The following is a 22,645-nucleotide window of genomic DNA, read 5'->3' on the forward strand; positions in this document are numbered from 1 at the left end:
TGTATTAAAAGATAAAGAGCAAATATATACATTTAATTATATAATTTGCTCTTTTTCTAGTTTTTTTATTTCTTTTTTGCGAATCGTCCTTTTTTTGTGGTCGCTGGTCCTTTTTCATCTTGTAATTTGATGAGTTCCAAACAGCTAGCTAAACTCAAATCTTGTGGGACGATATCTTTAGGAATTTTATAATTGGAACCCTTATAGGTAATATAAGGTCCGTAACGTCCGTTCAGAATCTCAAGTTCCGGCTCCTCTTCAAACGTTTTGATGTGGCGTTCCGCTTCTTTCTGGCGTTTCTCCAGAATCAGCTGTTCAGCCTCTTCCAAAGTAATTTCCATCGGGTCAAGTGTTTTCGGGAGCGATACATATACCTTATTGTGCAGGACATACGGACCGAAACGGCCTACACCTACACTTACTGATTTTCCTTCATATTCGCCCAGTGTACGAGGTAATTTGAATAATTCCAGTGCTTCTTCCAAAGTGATGGTTTCCATGGATTGACCTTTCTTCATTTGTGCAAAGCGTGGTTTTTCTTCATCTTCTACAGTACCAATCTGTACAACAGGACCGAAGCGACCAATCTTAACAGAAACAGTCTTACCTGTTCCCGGTTCTTCTCCAAGAATACGTTCGCCTACTTTATGTTCCGTCTTGATAGCCAATGTATTTTCTACAGACGGATGGAACTTATCATAGAAATTCTTCATGATAGAAGTCCATTTCACTTCTCCTTCTGCAATCTCGTCAAATTCCTTTTCTACGCTAGCGGTAAAGTTGAAATCCAGAATGTCCGGGAAATATTCGGTAAGGAAATCATTTACCACAGTGCCGGTATCCGTTGGGAATAACTTAGCCTTTTCTGCACCGGTAATTTCAGTATGGTTTTCATCCTTAATCTGACGATCTTTCAATGTCATGACATTAAACTGCCGTTCTTCCCCGTCTTTATTACCTTTCTCCACATATTCGCGTTGTTGGATGGTAGAGATAGTAGGTGCATACGTAGACGGACGTCCGATACCCAGTTCTTCCAACTTGCGTACAAGACTTGCTTCCGTATAGCGTGGAGGACGTTGGGTGAAACGTTCGGTTGCGATGATAGGGCCGTGTTCCAACTTCTGACCTTTTTTCAGAGGAGGAAGCAGGTGGCTCTCATCTTCCTGTTCGTTGTCATCATCATAAGATTCACGGTATACACGCAGGAATCCGTCGAACTTAATCACTTCGCCGATGGCTGTAAATACATCGCTGCTGCCACTTATTGTTATGGTAGCAGTTGTCTTTTCCAGTTCCGCATCTGCCATTTGTGAGGCAATGGTGCGTTTCCATATCAAGTCGTACAGTTTCTTTTCCTGTGCTGTTCCTTCAACGGACTGGTTTTCCATATAGGTAGGACGGATAGCCTCATGCGCTTCTTGTGCACCCTTAGTCTTTGTTTCGAAATGACGGGGGTGTACGTAGCGGTCACCCATCATTTTGATGATAGCGTCTTTACTGCCTGCTGTCGCAAATTCCGAGAGGTTGACAGAGTCTGTACGCATATAAGTGATGAATCCCGATTCGTATAAGCGTTGCGCGAGCATCATGGTCTGCGCTACGGTATATCCCAGTTTGCGTGCGGCTTCCTGTTGCAACGTAGATGTTGTGAATGGAGCAGGAGGCGTTTTCTTGACCGGGCGGGTAGTAATATCGTCGATGGCAAAGCTTGCTCCCTGACATGCGTTGAGGAAAGCTTTTGCTTCTTCTTTTGTTTTAATACGGCGAGCCAGTTCAGCTTTCATCTCCACCAGTTTTCCGTCTGTGTCTGGAACGAGGAATACGGCAGTGATGCGATAAGCAGCTTCCGTTTGGAAAGCATGTATTTCGCGTTCACGTTCAACGATCAGGCGGACAGCAACAGACTGAACACGTCCGGCAGAAAGTGCCGGTTTCACTTTTCTCCAAAGCACGGGAGAGAGTTCGAAACCTACGATACGGTCCAGAATCCGTCGTGCTTGCTGTGCGTTTACGAGGTTGAGGTCAATGTCGCGTGGTTGTTCAATTGCTTTTAAAATAGCGCTTTTCGTAATTTCATGAAATACGATTCGTTTTGTGTTTTCCGGTTTTAGTTTTAAGACCTCATACAGGTGCCAGGCGATCGCTTCTCCTTCGCGGTCCTCATCGGATGCGAGCCATACGGTTTCTGCGTCTTTAGCTTCTGTCTTCAGTGTGTTAACCAGAGCCTTTTTGTCTGCCGGGATTTCGTAGCTAGGTGTAAAATTCTTCTCTACGTCGATGCTGAATTCTTTTTTCTTCAGATCGCGTATGTGTCCGTAACTAGAAAGGACTTTAAAATCTTTCCCAAGAAACTTTTCAATCGTTTTTGCTTTTGCCGGAGACTCGACAATGACAAGGTTTTTCTGCATAATTCTTTCTTTTATAATGGCTTGTACCACAATATTCGGGGACAAAAGTAAAAAAAAAGATTCTCCCTACCTTATATTATAAGGAGAATTTAATAAAATCTTGAAATTTACATCTGTGAAGGTAAAGGCTAATATGGTAAATCTTAAAATTTGATTCAGGATGTTCGGTGGTATATGTTAAAATGAAATAAGATGATATTTAATGCAATATGCCCATCTCGAATAGTACGGGATGGGCATATTGTGTTTTTATTATATTCTGTCTATTTTCCTTAGAACCGGAAACTCAATCCTCCCAGGAAATTGAATCCTTCCGTAGGATAACCCAAATAATATTGATATTTCTTGTTCAGCAGGTTATGTACTTGCGCATAAACGGATACTCCTTTGAATACATTATAGCTGGCTCCGATATGCAAATCATTAATTGCGGTCATTTTTGCATACTCTTTCACTTCTTTCCGGTTGATGTAATCATAACCCAGATTTATGTTAAGAGCAGAGATCGGATGAATACGTACATTGAAAGACATTTCACTGACAGGTTTCACAGCCAACAGATATTCCTCTGTTTTGCTGTCCCAATTACGGTAAGTATATTTAGCTGATATTCCGAGGATATCTTTGTAATCGTAACTGATTTCACCGCCAAGGTAGAGATTGTCTGTATTATCTTGAGCAAAAGAAAGATAAGAGCCTGAATGAAGATTACTCGGGTCAAAACCTAAATAAGATAAGTCGTTCTTTAGATTCTGATAACCACCGAACACGTTGAACCAAAGTCCCGGATAAGGGCTTGCTTTGAATCCGATACTACCGTTGATTTGCTCGTAAGTATCATAAGGACGTTGTACATATCCCAAAGTAGCAGTGGTATTTGCCTCCGGCAGTTCACCGTAAGGACAGATGTTTTCTAATCTGCGGAAATCATTCAGTTGCTTACCGCCAGTTGCTTTTGCATAAACAATGTAGCTATCAGAAAAAATATACTGTGCAGTGATATCGGGTGAAATACGGAAAGACTTATCAAATCCGAAAGATAAATCTACATTGGCTCCGATATGCAATTTCCAGTCATCATTATCCAGTTCATAATATGGATTTAGAAGAAGCGTTGTGTAGTTCTTGAAATATTCATCTCCGGTGGAAACATTCTTTGTATATCCGCTGTAGAGAAGATTGTTCATTTCCAAAGCGATAGTTATTAATTGTTGGTCACCGATAGCTCCCGTGACATCACCTTTGGTACGTATGATTGTCTCCTTGATACCTGTATTGGCTTCAGATTCATTGAACATGTTATGCTGACGTTCATACATCAACAGATTTGTTTCTGCATTGAAACGCAGTGGTGCAGTCTCATCAATGAAATGAATGCCTGCATGAAAGTCACCGGATGTGAATTTCTGTTTGCTGTTTACGCTCCCCGGTTGGAAGTTGAAGTTGCTCAATCCGAAGTTTCCGGCAATATTTAAATCCAATTTATTAAATTGATGTGTATAATCCACATTAGCACGTGTGCGGTAGTAGAAAGCATTCCATTTCTCTCCATCTGTGAAAGGAAGAGTTAACTTACCATCCATTCCATCCATTTGGAAACGAACATTCAGCTTATCTTTCTTCGACAGGCGGAATAGATAATTGGCAAGAACATCTAAATTGCCATAATTGCCATATCCGGCACGTACATATCCGGGAGTAGTGCCTGGCTGAATTTCTTTTCCGGTATAGGGACGCATCAGACCTGCCGGAACAGAAGTAGCCGGAAAGAATGTCGTAGCATATTCGACCTCTTTCTTGCTCACTGTCGGTTCTTCTACTTTAGGAAGGACGTTCACTTTCGAAGCATCCATAATGTCCGGATTATATTCTTGTTCCACAATGACCGTGCGGTTCATTGTCGTATCCTTCGGTTGGGTCGTTTGGGCTTGAAGGCAGGATGGCATTGAGATTGCCAATGCGAGCCCTCCTATTATATAATGAGATCGTTTCATACTTTTCTATTTATTTAATTCTCAATTCTCAACTTTCAATTTACGAAGTCTGCTTTCAATCATGCTTTGAATATCGTCATTACCCTGGTAATTCTGTTGCAAACTTAACAGATACTGACGTGCATCCAGATCTTTACCTGTAGCGTGGTAAACATCGGACAGAAGGACAAAACTACGTGCCAGCCAATAAGCATGAGGTGTGCTCTGTTCTATATAGTTGAGCAATTCTTTCTCTGCAGCGGCATATTCTTTTGCATCATAGAGTGATTGTGCAACCTGATATTTTGCTTCGGCACCGTAAGAGTTACGTGTATCTTTTGCCAGTTCACGATAATCTTCCAGTGCTTTTTTGTCAGCCTTTTGCTTGGTGTAGGCTTTAGCACGGTAATAAAGAGCTTCGTTCCTTAACTCTGGACTAAGTTTGGCTTCTGCAAGCAGGTCGGTAGCTGCATGGATGGTTTCTATGTCATCTCTCAACAGGAAGGCGCAACGCAAAATACCTGTTTCGGCAAGTTGGCGACGTTCTACGTTAGTTGCTTTTTCTTTCAACATTTTATAGCTAGCCAATGCTTCGGCCATGTTTTGTTGGTTGAACTGCACTTCGGCACGCAAGATTAGTGCTTCTTCTGCAAATGGGTTGTTAGGATACTCCAATAACTTACCGGAATGGAGAAGAACCATATCGTAATTCTTCTGTTCGTTACCAATCAGGCAGAGGTAATAATGCGCATTCAAGCTGAAAGCACCTTCCGGGAAAGTCTGCAAGTATTTGTTGAGACTTGTTTTGGCTTCTTCCATCCGGCCTTTTATATAAATCTTTTCTGCAGCGGCATATGTAAGTGAGTCTTGTTCATTGGCATCGAAACGGATATGTCCCGGCATGGCATTTGCTAAAGCTGCAAATTCGTCGATGCGGTTCAGGTCTACATAAATAGATTTCAAGTCACGCATGGCAAGGCGGGCTTCTTCGCTGCCCGGATATTTTTCGATTACTTCCTTGTAAGCTCCGATAGCCTGATTGTAGTCTCCTTTCTGATAGTACAATAATCCGATTTCTGCAGCGGCTTTCCGGCTGACAGGACTTTCGGGGTATTTGCTTAGCAATTCTTTGAAAGAGGTAATGGCTTGATTGTTGTTATCCATTAGGACATAAGAACGCCCTTTCTCATAAATGGCATTTACTGCATAAGGAGAAGAAGGATATTTACCCACCAGTCGGTTTAACAAAGTGATTTTGCCGGAATAATCTTTCTGTAGTCCCGATACGAGAGCGAGTTGATAGAAAGAATAGTCGCCGGAAGGAGTATTCATTTGTTCCGCTTGTGAGTAGTAATGTTTGGCTTCTTCGAAGCTGCGTACATGCAGGTAACAGTCACCGATACGGTTATAGGCATCGGCAAGCGCGGTTGTATTTTCACCTTTTTCCAGTTGGATGTACTTTTGGAAATAATTGCTTGCCTGTGTATAGTCTTTGCGGTGGAAAGCGATATACCCTAGGTTGTAGTTGGCAAGTGCGTACATTTCGTTATTGGGCTGGGTGGTGAGTTGCAGGTAAGCGTTGAAGTCACGGGTTGCTTCCGTCATTCGGTTGAGGCGGTAGTAAGATTCGCCACACCAGTAGTAAGCGTCTGCTTTGGTCTGCCGGTTGTATTGTCCGATGGCGATGGATTGATTCAGATATTTAAGAGCCTGTGTGAAATCAGCATTAGCAAATGCTTGTGTACCTAGTTGGAACAGGATTTTCTGTTTGGCTTCCAATATTTGTGCACTTGGTTTGGCTATCCGGTCGATGGATTTCAGGGCTGCATCATAACTGCGGGTATTCATGTAAACTTCTACCAAATAGCTGCTGACTTTTTCAGCGTAAGGAGAAGTCGGGAATTCATTCAGGAACTTCTCGAAGGCAGTGACGGATTCGCCGAAAGCGGAGAAGGAAGTTTCATGCAGGCAAAGAGCGTAATTGTAAGCTGCCTGTTCCTTGATTTGCATATTAGCACTGGAGGCGGCTGCCTGTTCGAAAGCCATGCGGGCTTTGCTTTTTTCTGCCAGTTGCAGATAAGAGAGCCCCATGTGGAGGTATGCATTTTGAGTAAGGGCATCATTGGCAGTTGTGACCTTGCCTAATGTTTCGGCTGCTTTGGAATAGACTTTCGTCTGATAGTAGGAGAGCCCTAACATATAAAGAGCATCGCGGCGTGGAGCCGAATGATCTTTGTTCAGGTAATTGTTGAATGCTTCTACAGCTTGGTGATATTGTCCGAAGTGGTAGTAGGCATCTCCCAGAATGCGATACATCTCTGCGGCATGCTCGTTATTTGGATAGGCCGACAGATAGTTTTGTGCTACAATCTGTGCCTTATCATAGTTTTGAAGCTGTGCATAAATTTCGGCAATGTAATAGGGGACAAGTGCTTTGTACTTCGAATCGTCCTGTAACGGCAGGAAGCCTTTCAGTGCTTCGTTATAGCGTTTTTGCGTATAGCGGATATAAGAGAGATAATAATCACAGTCTTTGGCATATTTGGGACTGTTGGCGCGCAATGTTTCAAACCAAATTGCTGCTTCTCGCAGATTATCGGTTTTCAGATAACAGGTAGCCAATTGGTAAGTGCAGTCATCCCGTTCCTCATTACCCAGTAGACCGAGGTCGGCAGAGTTGAAGAGTGCTAGTGCTTCGTCGTATTTTTCTTCATAGAAATAGCAGGAGGCTAATAGTGCATAAATACGGTTGGCGTAAGGAGTGTCCGGATAGCGGTCGAGATACTTGCGTAGGATTTCGATCCGGTTCTTGTCTTTCAGTTCATAAGCGGAACTGGCCAGCATGTATTCTGCGTCTTGAAGAAGGCTGGCGGCTGGCTTTTGTTTTACAAATGCTTTTAGTGCCGGCAGGGCGGCTGCATAATTTTTTTCCTGGAAAAGTTCTTTCCCTTCTTTATAAAGGTTGTCGGTCGAAGTGAACTTATCACTTGTCTGAGCAAATCCTATCATAGGCGTGCAGCAGATAGCCGCACAAATGAGTCTAGTAATTTCTTTTTTCATAATCGGGTGTTTATGCAAAAGTACTACATATCTTTCAATGAGAATCCTTTGAAAGTTATTTTATAATCATTTAATTCTTTATGTAAAGTTTCTCCTTTCTTTTCCAATGCCGGGATACTTATTTTTCTCGGATTTCTTTTTACTTCTCCGATAAATGCTGTTTTGTTAAATCGGTTGAGGGCAATCAGGTCTATTTCATTTTCTCCGTTTTTGTCCCAATAGTTACCTACGTCAGTAACTTCCTCTTCTTCAGCGATACGTTCACGGAAATATTTTTCTAACAGTAGGCCGCTGTATTGTTCGTAGTTCTTTTCTACATATTCTATCAGTAAATGGTTTTTCCCCATTTCCAGTACTGCGTTGTTTGGGAAAATGAAGCGAAACCAGAATCGTAGAAAATTGTCTTGCAGGCAATAACGGGTGGAACGACTATTAGGTTTAGCGAACATCGGTTTCACTTTTTTGATTAATGAATATTCATCCTCAAGGTTGGCTAAATAGGAACCGGTGTTTTTATTGATGATGGAATCAATCTCTCGTTGTGTTGTTTTTCCTTCCGCAATGAGAGATAGGATAGAAAAATAATTGGCATAGTCTTTCCCGAATTCGGAAATCAGCATGTCTTTGCCTTCTGTCAGAAATGGTGAGCCTTCGGAAAGCGCATAATTTATCATGGCTGTTTTATTAAATGCTTTCGCTTCTATCAATAGGGTGATGTATTTGGCTACTCCACCTGTCAGCAAATACAGGCAAAGCAAATCTTCCGATGTGAATTGGGGGGCATGGTCTGCCAGAATCTCTTTGATAACGGTGGTGGTGAATGGATGCAGAGAAATTTGGGCGGTAAGGCGTCCGTATAGTGGCTCCTTGCGGTCTTCGAATATTTTTTTCATCATTGAATAAACGGAACCGCATACAATGAAATTGATTCTGGAAGTCGCGTGATATTGATCCCAGATACGTTGTATGTCACTGACGATAGACGGATTGATATAGAGAAATTCTTGAAATTCGTCAATGATTAATGTGAAATTTTCCTTTTGGGAATGTTGCATCAGCAGTTCAAAGAGCTGTGCGAACTCTCTGATTTCTCCATAGATACGAATGCCAAGTGTTTCCTCAATGACAGGTTGATATTGTGCGCAAAGCAGGACTTCACTCTTTCTTGCTACAAATATATATACGAATCGGGTGTCTTTGATAGACTCTAAAAGTAGAGCTGTTTTTCCGATCCGTCGGCGTCCGGTCATTACAGTAAAGCAAGCGCTCGTTTGTGATTGCTCTTTAGCTGCATACAGTATCGCCATTTCTTTCTTTCGGTCGTAGAACTTCATATTATTACTATCTTAATGGCGGTTAATTTAATGGTCATTAAATTAATGATGGTTACAAAGGTAACACAATATGTTGTATTTTGTTCATTTATAGTAATATAATATGATTGTTTAAGATTATGTGATAAATTGCTCTGATGATAAAAAATACGCATTATATCAGACTGATAGAATGATTTTAGTGGTATTGAGCTAGAAACAGAATAAGTCCTCGCCGGATAGAATCCAGTCCAAAATCTTCCGGATGAATTTCGGAGAGAGGCAGGAAGAAAACATCTGCTACATCATCCATAGCGGAGAAATGGCTCATGTTTTCTACAGTGCAGAGGAAAAACATATCGAGTGTGTGTACAGGAAAACCTGAATAAACATAAATATTGGGAAGTGTGAACTGGTAAACGGCTTTTTTAACTTTCAGCCCTGTTTCTTCCAGTACTTCGCGGGCAACACCTTCTTCGCCCGTTTCATTCATATCGATGAATCCGCCGGGTAGGTCGAGAGTTCCTTTGGCTGGCTCTTTGGCACGTCGGCAGACAAGCAGTTCATTTTTCTCATTCAAGATGAGTGCTACTGTGGCGGCAGAAGGATTGAAATAATAGACAAAGCCGCAATCTGCACATTTTTTAGATTTCTCGTTGTTGATCTCAAAATGAGAGGAACCACATTCAGGGCAATATAGGAATTGGGCAAGAGGATGTTCCATGATCGTATATATTTCCAGGTTTTTGTTTATGCTTGCAAAGTTATAAAAAAACGAGATTAAGTAAACAAAAAGGAGGAATAATGAGCCCTGTATTGCAGAAAGTAGGAAATAAGAGTTATTTCTAACTCCTATTTCCTACTTTTTTTGAAACTATTAATAATACTCCCGTTATATGAGTTATTTAGCTTCCATAACAATAGAAGTACTATCTGTTGGAAGCAATTAACGTCTTGTTAATTGGGGGATATTAACGGAGATATAGATTTGATCTTATGATTTTTCATTGATGATTCTGTTGAGAATTGTCTCCTTTTAGATGATAGACAAATTTGACTTCCTCATCATTCTTTATTGGATAAGTCTATTTTACTCGCGATAATTTGCCTGGTGGGAAGGGTACATTGGTCTTATATCCAACGTTTGTAACCTTTGGTGCGCCCAATGGGCTGAATCTTGAGATTGTCAAAATAGGGGGTGCAGATACGCTGTTTTTGTAACGGAGCCATTAGTCCGGCCATACCGCGTAGATAGTGGGCTGATGTAGCTTTCACCACTTCCTTTCCATCTACAAAACCTGTTAGTTCGTCGCCAAGGAGGCGTAGTTTCAATGAATGCCATTGGCAGGCGTTGACACCTTCAATCTTGACACTGGCCAGCGTGTATTCACCACCAATCTCCATATCGGTACGAGCAAGGATCATGGCTTGCTGTTCAGCACCGCCAATGAGCTCTTTCTGGTCGCGTTTTCCTCGGGTGATAACCAGAGTACAGTTGCCGTCACCGGGAATTTCTACGAGCAATGAACTGACAGAACCACCGAACATAGGTTTATAGACCATATCCATGATTTCGTTACGCTGTTGTTCAGGATAGTCCTTCAGTAAGACGGATGTTGCACCGCCTCCATTAACTACCCCAATACCATCAAAACGCTTACCTTGACTTTTTCCACTTAGTTGTATAGTTTGCTGTGCTACGCTAATTGATGAGTAGCAAATAATAAGTAATAAAGTGATCAGCCACTTCTTGCTTGTTTTTCTAATCATAAGATAGCTGTTTTGTTGTAAGATAGTAATTTATATTTATTCGTGAAAACGTTCTATTACCTCCATACACATCCTTCCATTATGATAGGGACATTTCCAGAAGCCGGCTTTATCATCGGTTTTATTCACTGTACCATCTGCTCGTAGGCTCCAGAACCATTCTCCTTCGCTGTCGATCAAATGTTCTTTTATGAGCTCCCAGCATTGGGTAGCCCGTACTAATGACAAACAGTCGTCAAAATACTGGTAAAGATTCATATAACCCACAACAGATTCAGCTTGCACCCACCAATGCCGGTCGGCATCTATTGAGGCACGGTCACCATGCATCTCATAAATCATACCTGCACCGGGAAGAAATCCTTCAGAGGCGGCTTCTGCCATGTCAATTACATAAGGTTCGATACGCTCTGCCAGCCGTCTGTCGCCAAGAGTTAAAGCTGCTTCATGCAGGAGCCAGGAAGCTTCGATATCGTGCCCGTACGAAACAATGTTATATTTACTGTTCCAGTCATCATCAAAAAACAGATCCAAATGCTTTGTTTCAAAGTTTATGATTCGCTCTGTGAAAAGCTCTATAAGATTCCGTAGTTGTCTTTCCAGCCAGTCATCTTTCCATACCCGGTATAAATTGGCATAAGGTTCCAGAATATGTAAATGCGTATTCATTGTTTTCCGTTCATTCTCATCCTTTTCGCTCAAACGCATATCTTCTATTGTTTCCCATTCACGGGTCAGCGCCTCACAATATCCGTTTTTTTTCCGGTCAAAGCTGTGTTCTTCAATATCATTGAATAAACGTATGGCGTACTCCAATGCCTCTTTATCTTCCGTCGCTCGAAAATACTCACTAAGTCCATAAATAGCAAATCCCAACGCATATATTTGTTTTTTGGTGTCCAAAGGAGTATGGTCTTCGGAAAGTGACCAATATACGCCTCCATATACAGGATCGTAAAAATGATCGATGATTTCTCTTTTAGCGCGGGTTGCCATTTCCAAATATTCTTCTTTACAGAGCAGGCGATAGGCGGATGAAAATGTCCATAGAATACGTGCATTCAATACTACTCCTTTCGGAGCCCCACCAATCACTTCTCCATTACCGGCAATACATCCATGAAAGCCGCCATGCTCTGTATCTACCATGCGATTCATCCAAAAAGGAAGAATATTCTCTGTCAGTACACTCTGCATTTCTTCCCTTAACTTTGTTACTGTCTTTTCCATTTATTCCTTTCTTTTAGCGTTCAACTGATTGGTTATCTCACACATCCGTTCTTCCGATAAAGGATACAGACTTATAAAAAGTATGCTAAGAACCGTCCCTACAGCCGGCAACCAACTTAGGAACATTTTAATTCCATGAATAGTCTCGGCACTCTGTATAGCGTTAGCTTCAAACCCGAAAAATGCCAATAACCATCCTGTTGCTGCACTACCGATAGCCCAACCAAATTTCTGGCTCATGGAAGATGAAGAAAAGATAAGCCCTGTGGCACGATGACCGGTCTGCAATTCAGAGTAATCAGCACAGTCCGCATACATCGACCATAATAAAGGAAATATGCTTCCCGCACAAATACTGATTAATATCTGAAAAGTGAAAATAAGCACCAATTCCTCTTTATCCAGCCAATAAAAGATGACGGAAAACACTGTGGCTATCAGCATGGCTCCCATGTATGTTTTCTTTTTACCAATGCTGTTACTTAACGGAGCAGCCAGAATGACTCCTAAAATATTGGCAGCTTGCCCCACTGCCAGATATAGCCCGCTTAACACAAAAGAAATGCCGAACAGAGAAATAGAGGCATGTTCTTCCTCTACGATATAGTATTTGAAGTAATACACTGTTGCCCCGTCGCGAATGGAGTTGAACACCAAAGCGGCAATCCCGGCTCCTAAAAGAATCCACCAGGGACGGTTATGAAGTAAGTCCGACAAATCAGTTTTCAATGAGTTCTGCTGTTCCCGGATAGGCTTTACGCGTTCTTTTGTCCAGGCAAAGCATCCGTAAAAAAGCAAAGCACATAACACGGCAATGACAACGACACTCATCATCCAACCGTATTGTTCACTATGGTCTTTACTGAAGAAATTGACCATCGGCATAAACAAGAGCAACGCGATAAAACTGCCGATATACGCAAATGTCATACGGTAGGTGGAGAGTGTATTCCGGTCTTTTGATTCCGGGCTTATGACACCGAGTAATGAAGCATAAGGCACATTAATGGCCGAATACACCATCATCATCAGCGAATAGGTTATATAGGCATACACTATTTTGCCGGTGTCACTTAAATCCGGAGTCATAAATGTGAGTATTCCTATCAATGCAAAAGGGATGGCCAGATATAATAGATAAGGACGAAATTTTCCCCAGCGTGATTGAGTCCGGTCGGCTATTACACCGACAATCGGGTCAAACGCGGAATCCCATATACGGGTGACGAGAAACATCGTACCTACTACTGCAGCAGACATTCCGAAAACATCTGTATAAAAAATCATCAGATAGGAGCCGAACAACTTCCAAAACATAGAAGAAGCCATATCGCCCAAACCATATCCAATTTTTTCCTGAAGTTTTATCATAGTATTGAGTAGATGATTATTTATTCATCAAACGAAGGTTCTTCTCTATTTGCTTTATCAGCGTAGCCACCGAAGACGAGGAAGACAGACCGTCAGACGGGGTATTCAGGCAATAATCCACCAATCGGTCAACCGTAGAAGTAGCCACATGCATACGTGTGTCGGAAGAAGCATAGTAGATAAACACTTTGCCATCCTCATCAACAATCCATCCGTTGGTAAAGAGTACATTGGAAACATCTCCGATGCGTTCTTCTCCTTCCGGAGCCATAAAGAAACCAGCCGGAGAGGCGATCACTTTTGTCGGATCTTCCAACGAGGTCATGTACATATAAAGCACATAACGAAGCCCGGCAGCACACCCTCGTACTCCGTGTGCCAGATGTAACCATCCTTGCGGAGTTTTGATAGGGTGGGGACCCTCTCCATTTTTCACCTCCTTGATGGTGTGATAATAACGCCGGTCGATAATTATTTCATCTTTTACTTCTGCATGTGTCATGTCGTCCAGTAGTGCCCAGCCAATACCGCCACCGCTGCCGGCATCGATAAAACCATCTTGGGGGCGTGTGTACAAAGCATATTTTCCATTTACAAACTCCGGATGAAGAACCACATTACGTTGCTGGCTTTTTGTTTTTAAATCCGGCAAGCGTTCCCATATTTTCAAGTCCTTCGTACGGGCTATTGCAGCGGTTGCCGTAGCAGACGAAAGATCGCCGGCCGGAGCTGTGTCATCGTGGCGTTCTGCACAGAAGATTCCATAAATCCATCCGTCTTCATGAGCTGTCAAACGCATATCATAAATGTTCGTGGCAGGAATGATATCTTCAGGCATCACTATCGGATAATCCCAGAAACGAAAATTGTCAATTCCATTAGGACTTTCAGCCACTGCGAAAAAAGACTTGCGGTCGGCTCCTTCTACACGGACTATCAATAAGTATTTTCCATTCCACTTGATAGCGCCGGAGTTTAGGGTGGCGTTCATGCCAATACGTTCCATCAAAAACGGATTTGTTTGTTCATCCAGATCATACCGCCAGAAGACGGGAGTATGAGCTGCTGTGAGTATGGGATATTGATAACGTGTGAAAATACCATTTCCATTTTCCAATGGCTTGTTTGTACGAGTGATTAACTGTTCGTACTCTTCAAAAAGTGTTTGTAATTTATTTTTAAAAGAAGTCATCTTTCTATTTTTTAAGTGTTTCAAATTATACTAAAGACTGCTTCTCCTCTTTCGAATAAAGAAGATCATTGAGGTAGCATTTTATTTTTATGATGGTCTATTTCTTCAATACATATACTGCAAATGTTTTAGGTTCAATTGTCACATTCAGTATATTTCCGTTAACAGCCAATATCGATTCTTGAGGAATAATTGCATAGGGGTTATCTAGCGTATTTTCTTTCAATATATTGTCTGTTTGGAGTTTAATAGCACGGGCGCCTTTTAAGGTTTCTTTCTTTTTCAAACCATCTATCTTTATAGATAAAGCTTGGGGCTCATCAGAAACATTGGCGACTTTGACAATAATTTCATTACTATCCTTATCTAATACTGCACTTGCAAACAAACCGTTTTGATCCTCTGAACCGGTTACTGGTTTCTTATTCATGGTTAATTTCAGCATGTTAGTACCCTTGTAAGTAGCATACAACTGCTGCACATAGTAACTTACAGTACCAACTGATTTCAAATTATCGAACCAGATCAAGTCAGGACGCCATTGCCAACCCTCCACATGAGCAAACAAAGGAGCATACGTTGCCATATGAACGATATCTGCATTACGTTCCAAACCTGTCATAAACGCAGCTTCCATTAAAGCTGCATTGAAGTGGTTCCATTTTCTACCATTACCATGACAAGCATATTCACCGGCAAATACTTTCGGACCTTTACGGTCATAGTTGTCATACCGGGAACCTTGGGCTAAGAACCAATCTTCAGGGCGATAAAAGTGCTCATCTACCAGGTCAACTTTCAAACGTGTCATTTCTGGCCACAAATAGTTGAAATCATTACCTTCCGAATGGGGACCGGAACTACCCACGATCTTGATATCGGGATAAACAGCACGGATGGCTTTAATAAATGGTTCTAAACGTTCTGGATATTCAGGTCCCCATTGTTCGTTCCCAATACCGATGAACTTCAAGTTGAATGAAGCCGGATGTCCCATTTCGGCACGAAGTTTTCCCCATTTAGTTGTCACATCACCGTTAGCAAACTCAATTAAATCGAGCGCATCCTGGATATATGGCTGCAATTCTTCAAGTGCGGCATGAGCGCTGATATGATAGTTTTGAAACTGGCATGCCAGACCACAACTTAATATAGGAAGAGGCTCTGCACCAATCTCTTCTGACATTAAAAAGTATTCATAAAAACCTAAACCGTAACTTTGATAATAGTCAGGGTAGTAACGATGAGCAAAGGTATATTGCCAACGATTCTCGTTCAATGGGCGATTCTCAACCGGACCAACCGAGTTTTTCCAGTTGTAACGAGTTTCTAAGTCAGTGCCTTCTACAATACATCCACCAGGAAAGCGGAAAATACCGGGCTTCAAGTCGGCTAAAAGCTGGACCAAGTCTTTACGTAAACCATTTTCATGCCCCTTCCAAGTATCCACAGGAAAGAGCGAAACATGTTCTAAATCAATAGTTTCAACACCTTCCAGAAATATACGAAGTTCAGCCTTTGGATTAGTCATCGAAGGTTTTAAAATTACTTGATACTTTTTCCATTCCTTTGAATCGACAGTAATGCGTTCCGATGCAAAGGCATGTCCCTCTTCCATTGTCTTGGTATTCACTAACTCGACACGAATCATTGCAGCTTTGCCTCCATCTGGGATTCGTGCCCAAACAGAAAAACGATATTCGGCATCTTTCTTTACACCAATACCAAAGAAGCCTTCGTTACTCAAACCGGTGAGCTTATGCCCATGTCCTTTATAGAAGAGACGTACATAGTGGGGATTTTTCTCGAAAGGTCCGTCATCTTTCACTTCAAACTTACCGAATGCTTTCCAACCCAATAAAGGCTGTGGGAATTCAAACGAACGGTTTTTTACTAACTCTGCGTACAAACCGCCATCAGCTGCATAGTTGATATCCTCAAAGAACAAGCCATACATCGTGGGTTGAATTTCCGCTCCGATTTTCTTGGTTGAGATTACAAGCTCCTTGGTTTGTGCTTGGTAATGGTCGAACGTTTGTCCCGCCACCGGAACTGAAAGGCAGACCAATGCTATTATTGAGAGTTTGTTTTTTTTCATTACATTAAATTATTTATTATAGGTTGAGAAATCAGTCTGTCTATGTTCGTCATCTCACGGTTTTACGCGAATGACTGTAAATGAGTACGCTGGCATTGCATAATCAAATTCATTCGAAGAGAGTTCGAATGGCGTTATAACAGGTTTGGAAGTCTGGTCCGTTGGAGCACCTGTAAGTAAAGTTCTGGTAGCTGTGGGGTGTTGTAAATCTACATCTTTCAGTGTAATTTTTGTATTGACAGTAGCCGGAAGCATATTCACTAAACGAACGATATAATCACCGCTATATTCATCTTTTACCACAGAAACACCGATACGTTTCTTCACCCCTTCCTGTTCGTGTTTCACTTTCACTTGGGAAGTCAAGTAATGAGTACCGGGATTCTGACCGTACATTTGTTGAGTGTAATAACCTACGGTGGGTCTCACCTCTTGATTGTTGAAGTAAATCAGGTCAGGACACCATTGCATATGATAGTCTTTTGCCAAAAGAGGTGCATAGGATGTCATGATGACGATATCAGCATTACGTTCTACAGAAGTCAGATAAAGGGCTTCTGCTAACGCTGTTTCAATATTATTAGGGCGATTAGGCAAATGAGCTGCATATTCACCTAAATAAACCTTCGCTTTGTTACGGTCGTAACCATCATAGTAGTCTTGGTTGTGGATCATCCAACCTGGGGCCACATAGTAGTGTTCATCTACCACAGGTACTTGGTGCTTGGTAGCTAACTTCCAACCTTCGTTGTAGTCGCTTCCTTCGTAAAAAGGACCGACAGTACCGATTACTGTTACTTCGGGATACTTCTCTTTCACTGCATTATAAATCATCAGAAAGCGTTCTTTGAAGACTTCTGTAATCAAATCTTCATTACCGATGCCGATATACTTCAAATTGAAGGGTTGGGGATGACCGGCCTCGGCACGTTTCTTACCCCATACAGTTTTCTTGGCATCACCGTTGGCATATTCAATTAAGTCGAGTACATCCTGTACATACTTCGGCATATCTTCCATGGAAATACCTCCTTGTTGTCCGAAGGTCGTTAGTTCGTCGTGTGTATGCTTATGCTTCCAATCGCTGTTTTGACAAGGTACACCAGCGGCTACTACAGGTACAGGTTCTGCTCCAAGGTCTTCGCAAAAGAGAAAGTATTCGTGATAACCCAAGCCACGTGTCTGGTGATAGCCCCATAAACTACGTAAAGGCTTACGCTCATGGAGTTTACCGATAGAACCTTTCCAGTCATATATATTATCCAAACCATTGCCATGAGCTACACAGCCACCGGGGAAACGCACAAAACGAGGATGCAGATCTGCTAAGGTTTGAGCCAGATCGGCACGTAAACCATTTATGCGCCCCTTGAAGGTGTTTTGGGGAAAGAGAGAAATCATATCCAAGTGGTATTCGCCTGTTGTTTGAGGAATGAGGGCCAATGAGGCTGATTTTACATTTTCAGTCACGGTAATTACCGCTTTGCGTTGTTTCCACAGCCTGGATGTAACTGATATGGTAGTGCTACCTACCGTATGGCCTTTTTCATCAAGCAATTTTATTAGTATTTTGCCTCCCTTGGCTGTAGCCGGAATACGTCCCCAAAGTGAAAAGTTGTATTTTTCTCCTTTCTTCAAGTTAATGCCATCGTATCCTTCGTTTGAGAACGATGCACCTATGGAATGAATCTTTAAAATGGCGTAGTTCGCATTGTTTGCATGCAAAGGATTTTCAGTAGCGATGTTAAACTCTGCATTCCCTTTTATGCTCCAGGCTTTAGTTGGTCCCCAGCTCTTATCCCAGGGATTTTCGTTTAAGAAATATTCAAAGTCGCGGTTTTGTATTAGTTCTCCATATAATCCGCCATCGGCAGCGTAGTTGATGTCTTCAAAAAAGATGCCAATAAACTTATCACTAATTGCTTTTGCGTCTTTCGTATTGACAATGATTTCAGTCATCACAGGCTCCAAACCTGCAAAGCGTATCGAATCCTGCCCGGCATGTTCATCGTTCAGTTGTTGGCGGTATCTCTTATGTTCGGCAAAGCGCACCAAATCTGTTAATATATCACAGGGTACACGCTGTACATAACCTTGTTCCTCATTACCTGCCACTATCACTTTGGAAGCCTTAGTCGGATAGGCTTGAGCGGGTTGGTACTTGCTTAATACTTCAGGGGCGAAATAACTTTGAGCCTCCCAATCCAGTAAATCTTTTGAAGCAGTATGTCCTAAAGCCTTACCGCTCTCTGAAAGGTACCATACACAATGCCATTTTTGGGTTTGGACATCTTGTTGTAGATGAGGAGTGATCATTTTCTTCTCACGTCCCCATGGACCAAAATCACATTTCACATATTCAAAATCACCGCACACGGGCATCCAGTTTTGTTTACCATCTGCACTCCATGCAAAACGTAGACCGCTAGTCCCCCCGTGCTTCGCATATGAGAAAAGATAAACAGAGTCAGGTTGGTTCGCCTTCATTGGAATGGCGGTCATAATAAATGCTATTACTATAATCGACTTAAAGCGTTTCATTGATATTAATATTTGAAGGTTACATTCTTAATGGTAACACTACCTTCTCCTTTGCATAAGATACTTGGTTTCAAGCAATAGAAGCCGCCGTAAATGTTAGTATGATATCCCGACACATCAAAACCATGAGGATATCCCAACCAGTTCACACCATCATTGCTATATGAAACAGAGATGGTGTATTTCTCTACTTTCAGTTTAAGAAATTTGCAATCTTTGGCGTCGAAAGTACTCCAGGAAGGTGCTCCATGCCACAAACCCTGGATAATTCCTTTATTCAATCCAATACCGGCATAGACTCCATCATTATACATCAATGCTAATCCGGTTTCCACATTTCCTTCCGTTTCAATTTCAGCAGTTACTTCATAGTCTGCATCCGAAGCGATAGCTATCAAGGCGCGGAGTTTATCTTTCGAACCTTTTAATGTGACACTTCCATTGTTCAGTTGATAGTCGGTAGGAGAGTCAATTCCCCAAAAACTCCATTGCCAATTCAATTTTCCGGTGTTAAAATCATCAGATTGAGGACGCGTATTGGTATAAGCTACATATTTTTCTTTAGAAGATGTTTTCAATACAGGCCAACCATCCTTTGTCCATTTGATAGGTTGAATTAAAGTCGATCTCCCTTGAGGACGTTCTTCACGCTTGAATGCATGATAAACTGCGTACCAGTTACCTTTAGTGTCATCAAAAAGAGTGGCATGTCCTTTAGACACCCATTCATCACTGGGGTCATAGGTATGAATTAAAGGATTATAAGGACTATTTTCCCAAGGTCCATCCACTTTTTTCGAACGTGCCACGATTGCCATGTGGCTGGTAGATGGCCCTGAAGTACCTCCTTGGGCAGATACCATATAATAATAGCCTTGATGGAAGAATAGCTTCGGTGATTCCAGGCAATGGCATTCAACCGGCCAATCGCGAGGAATCTCCCATCCACGATAAATATATTTCTCCTTACTGGTTGCCGACAGACCATCCTTAGCAAGTGTGACATATCCTCCGCCATTCACATACAGATATCGGTTTCCTTCGGCATCTACAATATGTCCCGGATCAATTCCATTCACTTCAAGTTTGACTGGTGTTGTCCATGGACCTTCTATATGATCAGCTGTCACCACATAATTACCTCCTAAATTGGTAGGGAAGTAGATATAAAACTTGCCATTGGTATAAGTGATATCCGGAGCCCATACAGTACCTACATTTTCATGTAAAGTACGGGTGACAGGTGTCCATTTTTTCAGATCTTTTGAATGCCACACCAATAGTCCGGGGTAATAGTTATAGGAGGAATGAGTCATATAGAAATCCTCACCAACCCGCACAATGGTAGGATCGGCATAGTCTCCGGTAAAAGGTATTTCGATAGTTTGAGCACTCAGGCTTGCTTTGCCTGCTATCAATAACAATGCTGCTAAAAAGAATCTTTTCATAATATTTCTTTATAGGGTTTTACTGTTTCACTTCTTCCAAATAGAGTACACGACTAGTGTAGTCAGTTTGTTTGTTGTAATCCACGGTATGTTTATAAGGTATTTCCAAACCGTTAGCCATGAGGTATTCACCAGTAAAGACTTGATCTTCGAATTTTAAAAGAATGTTGTCAATACGGTTTAATTCATGTATTTTGTAGAGCTTTTCTGGCGATAAGCCAGCCATCTTCACACGTGGTAAGTGTTGATTACAGAATTGCTCTAACTTCCACCAGTAGAAAACAGCTTTATTTTTTTCTGGAGACACATACATCAAAGATGCAACGCCTTGGTTATCATAGGGAGACAATAAGCGATAAATGTCACCCAATTGTACAACAGGACGTATCTTTTTATATTCGGCAATTGCATTCTTACAAAGTGCTTTTTCTTCTTCAGTCATATTTTTAGGTTGTATTTCCATTCCCAGACGTCCGCTCATTGCCACATCAACACGGTATTTCAAAGGAATCGTGCGAGAAGTTTGATGATTGGGGGTGGCACTGATATGCGATCCCATCGCAATAGCCGGGAAGAAGTAAGATGTTCCCCACTGCATATATATCCGTTGCAAAGCATCTGTATTATCGCTTACCCAAAACTCATCAAAATAAGGCAATACACCATAGTTGGCACGGCCTCCTCCACTTGCGCATGCCTGAATAGTCAAATCCGGATATTTGGCACGAATGCGTTGGCATATTTTCTCGAATCCACGATGAAACTCTATGTAAAGATGGTTTTGCTTATCTTTGGGTAAATAGCTGGAGCCATGATTCATAATCGACATATTGGCATCCCATTTGATATAATCAATTTCCGGATTATCGGTCATCAAGTTATCAACAACCCCGAATATGAAGTCCTGTACTTCCGGATTGGTAAGATCCAATACGAGTTGTGTCCCTCCGCGTCCGGTGATCGGATCACGTTCCGGTGCTTTAAGGATCCAATCGGGATGTTTCTCATAGAGTTCGCTAGTCGTATTCGTCATTTCCGGTTCCAGCCAGATTCCAAATTTGATGCCGTGTTTTTGTGCATCTTTCACCAAGCCTCTAATGCCGTTTGGCAATTTCCTCTTGTCCACTTTCCAGTCGCCTAAGGAAGAATTATCCGATTTACGCGGAAATTTATCTCCAAACCAACCGTCATCCATCACAAATAACTCGCCTCCCATAGACTCAATGTCACTCATCATCTGGTCCATACCCTGCTCGTTGATGTCGAAATAAACACCTTCCCAGCTATTCAGCAGGATTTTACGTAGAGAAGTTCCATGTGCCAATTTGTATATTCGTGCCCATCGGTGGAAATTACGGCTGCTTCCGCTTAATCCCTCTTTGCTATAGGTCAGCGCAAGTTCCGGAGTACGAAAAACTTCTCCTTTTGGCAGGTTGTAAGATGAATTGTCTTCATTAATGCCGGCGTAGAAGTGATGATATTCGCTGTCGTCAGTATCAATACGTAATTTGTAATTGCCACTATAACACAAGGCTGCGCCGATCACATTTCCTGTGTTTTCTTGCGGTTTGCCATCGAGTGAAAACATCACTTCCGCGTGTGCTGTATGCGAATTACGTACTCCGTCTTTATTCTTTATGATTTTCATTCCCGGTTTTAAAGGTTCTTGTGCCAAACGTCCTTCATTTGCCCAAGAACCATATAAATGAGATAACCAAACCTCACCTCGACGTATCGGCAAGTAGGCGGAAGCAAACTGATTCAATAATACCGGATTTTTCTCCTGATGGCTGATTTCAGTCCAGACTTCGATAATATCTACATCTTGGTACGCTTTGTAGCAGATGTTGGCAAAGAAAGGATATACCTTATCCTTCATTTTGACAATTGTGATTTTCGCATTACCCTCTTGGTTCGTTTTCACATCTGTGACTGTCATTTGTAGGGTCATATTTCCGTCGGCGTGCTTAACTGCTAAGGCTGCCTCGCTGGCTCCTCCCAAACCATATACCGGATATGCCGAGTAGTTGTCGCTTCCAGTCTGATTGATGGTAGTTACATCTGTTGCTGACAATTTATTGCCGTAATACACATATCTTAAATCTCCTCCTGTAGGGGCGGACAAAACCAGTGATGTCCCCGGAGTTGAAATACATACGTTCTGCGCAAACAAGTTGACAGTAAACAAACAGATTCCTGCGACTAAAAAGTATTTTCTCATGATATTCGTTATTTCTG

The 22,645-nt window shown here is 41.9% G+C and carries 13 protein-coding genes; all 13 read right to left on the reverse strand.

What is annotated here, in order from left to right; genetic code table 11:
• Window positions 1–65: 65 nt before the first annotated feature.
• Entirely contained in the window at window positions 66–2,411 is a 2,346-nt protein-coding gene (gene topA / locus DXB58_RS02410) for a type I DNA topoisomerase (protein ID WP_004323094.1), read from the reverse strand.
• A gap of 272 nt (window positions 2,412–2,683) precedes the next feature.
• Window positions 2,684–4,405 (reverse strand): TonB-dependent receptor, encoded by a 1,722-nt coding sequence (locus DXB58_RS02415; protein ID WP_122135790.1) that lies wholly within the window; start codon window positions 4,403–4,405, stop codon window positions 2,684–2,686.
• Between the two features lie 21 nt (window positions 4,406–4,426).
• Window positions 4,427–7,444 carry a tetratricopeptide repeat protein gene (locus DXB58_RS02420; RefSeq protein ID WP_122135791.1) on the reverse strand — a complete coding sequence of 1,006 codons (3,018 nt, stop codon included), beginning with the start codon at window positions 7,442–7,444 and terminating at the stop codon, window positions 4,427–4,429.
• 23 nt (window positions 7,445–7,467) lie between these two features.
• Window positions 7,468–8,778: an ATP-binding protein gene (locus DXB58_RS02425; protein WP_122135792.1), complete on the reverse strand. Its 1,311-nt coding sequence runs from the start codon at window positions 8,776–8,778 to the stop codon at window positions 7,468–7,470.
• A 178-nt stretch (window positions 8,779–8,956) separates the two neighbouring features.
• Window positions 8,957–9,481 carry an NUDIX domain-containing protein gene (locus DXB58_RS02430; RefSeq protein WP_122135793.1) on the reverse strand — a complete coding sequence of 175 codons (525 nt, stop codon included), beginning with the start codon at window positions 9,479–9,481 and terminating at the stop codon, window positions 8,957–8,959.
• Window positions 9,482–9,888: 407 nt separating this feature from the next.
• Window positions 9,889–10,527 carry a hypothetical protein gene (locus DXB58_RS02435; RefSeq protein ID WP_117932895.1) on the reverse strand — a complete coding sequence of 213 codons (639 nt, stop codon included), beginning with the start codon at window positions 10,525–10,527 and terminating at the stop codon, window positions 9,889–9,891.
• Between the two features lie 36 nt (window positions 10,528–10,563).
• On the reverse strand, window positions 10,564–11,757 hold the full coding sequence (locus tag DXB58_RS02440; RefSeq protein WP_117932897.1) for an AGE family epimerase/isomerase: 1,194 nt from the start codon (window positions 11,755–11,757) through the stop codon (window positions 10,564–10,566).
• Entirely contained in the window at window positions 11,758–13,128 is a 1,371-nt protein-coding gene (locus DXB58_RS02445) for an MFS transporter (protein ID WP_122135794.1), read from the reverse strand.
• Between the two features lie 16 nt (window positions 13,129–13,144).
• Window positions 13,145–14,320 carry a glycosidase gene (locus DXB58_RS02450; protein ID WP_117932901.1) on the reverse strand — a complete coding sequence of 392 codons (1,176 nt, stop codon included), beginning with the start codon at window positions 14,318–14,320 and terminating at the stop codon, window positions 13,145–13,147.
• A 97-nt stretch (window positions 14,321–14,417) separates the two neighbouring features.
• Entirely contained in the window at window positions 14,418–16,418 is a 2,001-nt protein-coding gene (locus DXB58_RS02455) for an alpha-L-arabinofuranosidase C-terminal domain-containing protein (protein WP_117932903.1), read from the reverse strand.
• Window positions 16,419–16,472: 54 nt separating this feature from the next.
• The gene (locus DXB58_RS02460) at window positions 16,473–18,959 is read right to left on the reverse strand and encodes an alpha-L-arabinofuranosidase C-terminal domain-containing protein (RefSeq protein WP_122135795.1); all 2,487 of its coding nucleotides are present in this window, start codon (window positions 18,957–18,959) and stop codon (window positions 16,473–16,475) included.
• 5 nt (window positions 18,960–18,964) lie between these two features.
• Window positions 18,965–20,407, reverse strand: coding sequence for a family 43 glycosylhydrolase (locus tag DXB58_RS02465; protein ID WP_122135796.1), 1,443 nt, complete (start codon window positions 20,405–20,407; stop codon window positions 18,965–18,967).
• Between the two features lie 19 nt (window positions 20,408–20,426).
• Window positions 20,427–22,628 carry an alpha-galactosidase gene (locus DXB58_RS02470; protein ID WP_122135797.1) on the reverse strand — a complete coding sequence of 734 codons (2,202 nt, stop codon included), beginning with the start codon at window positions 22,626–22,628 and terminating at the stop codon, window positions 20,427–20,429.
• Window positions 22,629–22,645 lie beyond the last annotated feature (17 nt).

The organism is Bacteroides sp. OM05-10AA, assembly GCF_003439055.1.
GTDB classification, from domain to species: Bacteria; Bacteroidota; Bacteroidia; order Bacteroidales; family Bacteroidaceae; genus Bacteroides; species Bacteroides intestinigallinarum.

Coding starts and splice junctions, on each gene's coding strand:
- topA (WP_004323094.1), bottom strand. CDS start 2,411: ATGCAGAAAAACCTTGTCATTGTCGAGTCTCCGGCAAAAGCAAAAACG.
- DXB58_RS02415 (WP_122135790.1), bottom strand. CDS start 4,405: ATGAAACGATCTCATTATATAATAGGAGGGCTCGCATTGGCAATCTCA.
- DXB58_RS02420 (WP_122135791.1), bottom strand. CDS start 7,444: ATGAAAAAAGAAATTACTAGACTCATTTGTGCGGCTATCTGCTGCACG.
- DXB58_RS02425 (WP_122135792.1), bottom strand. CDS start 8,778: ATGAAGTTCTACGACCGAAAGAAAGAAATGGCGATACTGTATGCAGCT.
- DXB58_RS02430 (WP_122135793.1), bottom strand. CDS start 9,481: ATGGAACATCCTCTTGCCCAATTCCTATATTGCCCTGAATGTGGTTCC.
- DXB58_RS02435 (WP_117932895.1), bottom strand. CDS start 10,527: ATGATTAGAAAAACAAGCAAGAAGTGGCTGATCACTTTATTACTTATT.
- DXB58_RS02440 (WP_117932897.1), bottom strand. CDS start 11,757: ATGGAAAAGACAGTAACAAAGTTAAGGGAAGAAATGCAGAGTGTACTG.
- DXB58_RS02445 (WP_122135794.1), bottom strand. CDS start 13,128: ATGATAAAACTTCAGGAAAAAATTGGATATGGTTTGGGCGATATGGCT.
- DXB58_RS02450 (WP_117932901.1), bottom strand. CDS start 14,320: ATGACTTCTTTTAAAAATAAATTACAAACACTTTTTGAAGAGTACGAA.
- DXB58_RS02455 (WP_117932903.1), bottom strand. CDS start 16,418: ATGAAAAAAAACAAACTCTCAATAATAGCATTGGTCTGCCTTTCAGTT.
- DXB58_RS02460 (WP_122135795.1), bottom strand. CDS start 18,959: ATGAAACGCTTTAAGTCGATTATAGTAATAGCATTTATTATGACCGCC.
- DXB58_RS02465 (WP_122135796.1), bottom strand. CDS start 20,407: ATGAAAAGATTCTTTTTAGCAGCATTGTTATTGATAGCAGGCAAAGCA.
- DXB58_RS02470 (WP_122135797.1), bottom strand. CDS start 22,628: ATGAGAAAATACTTTTTAGTCGCAGGAATCTGTTTGTTTACTGTCAAC.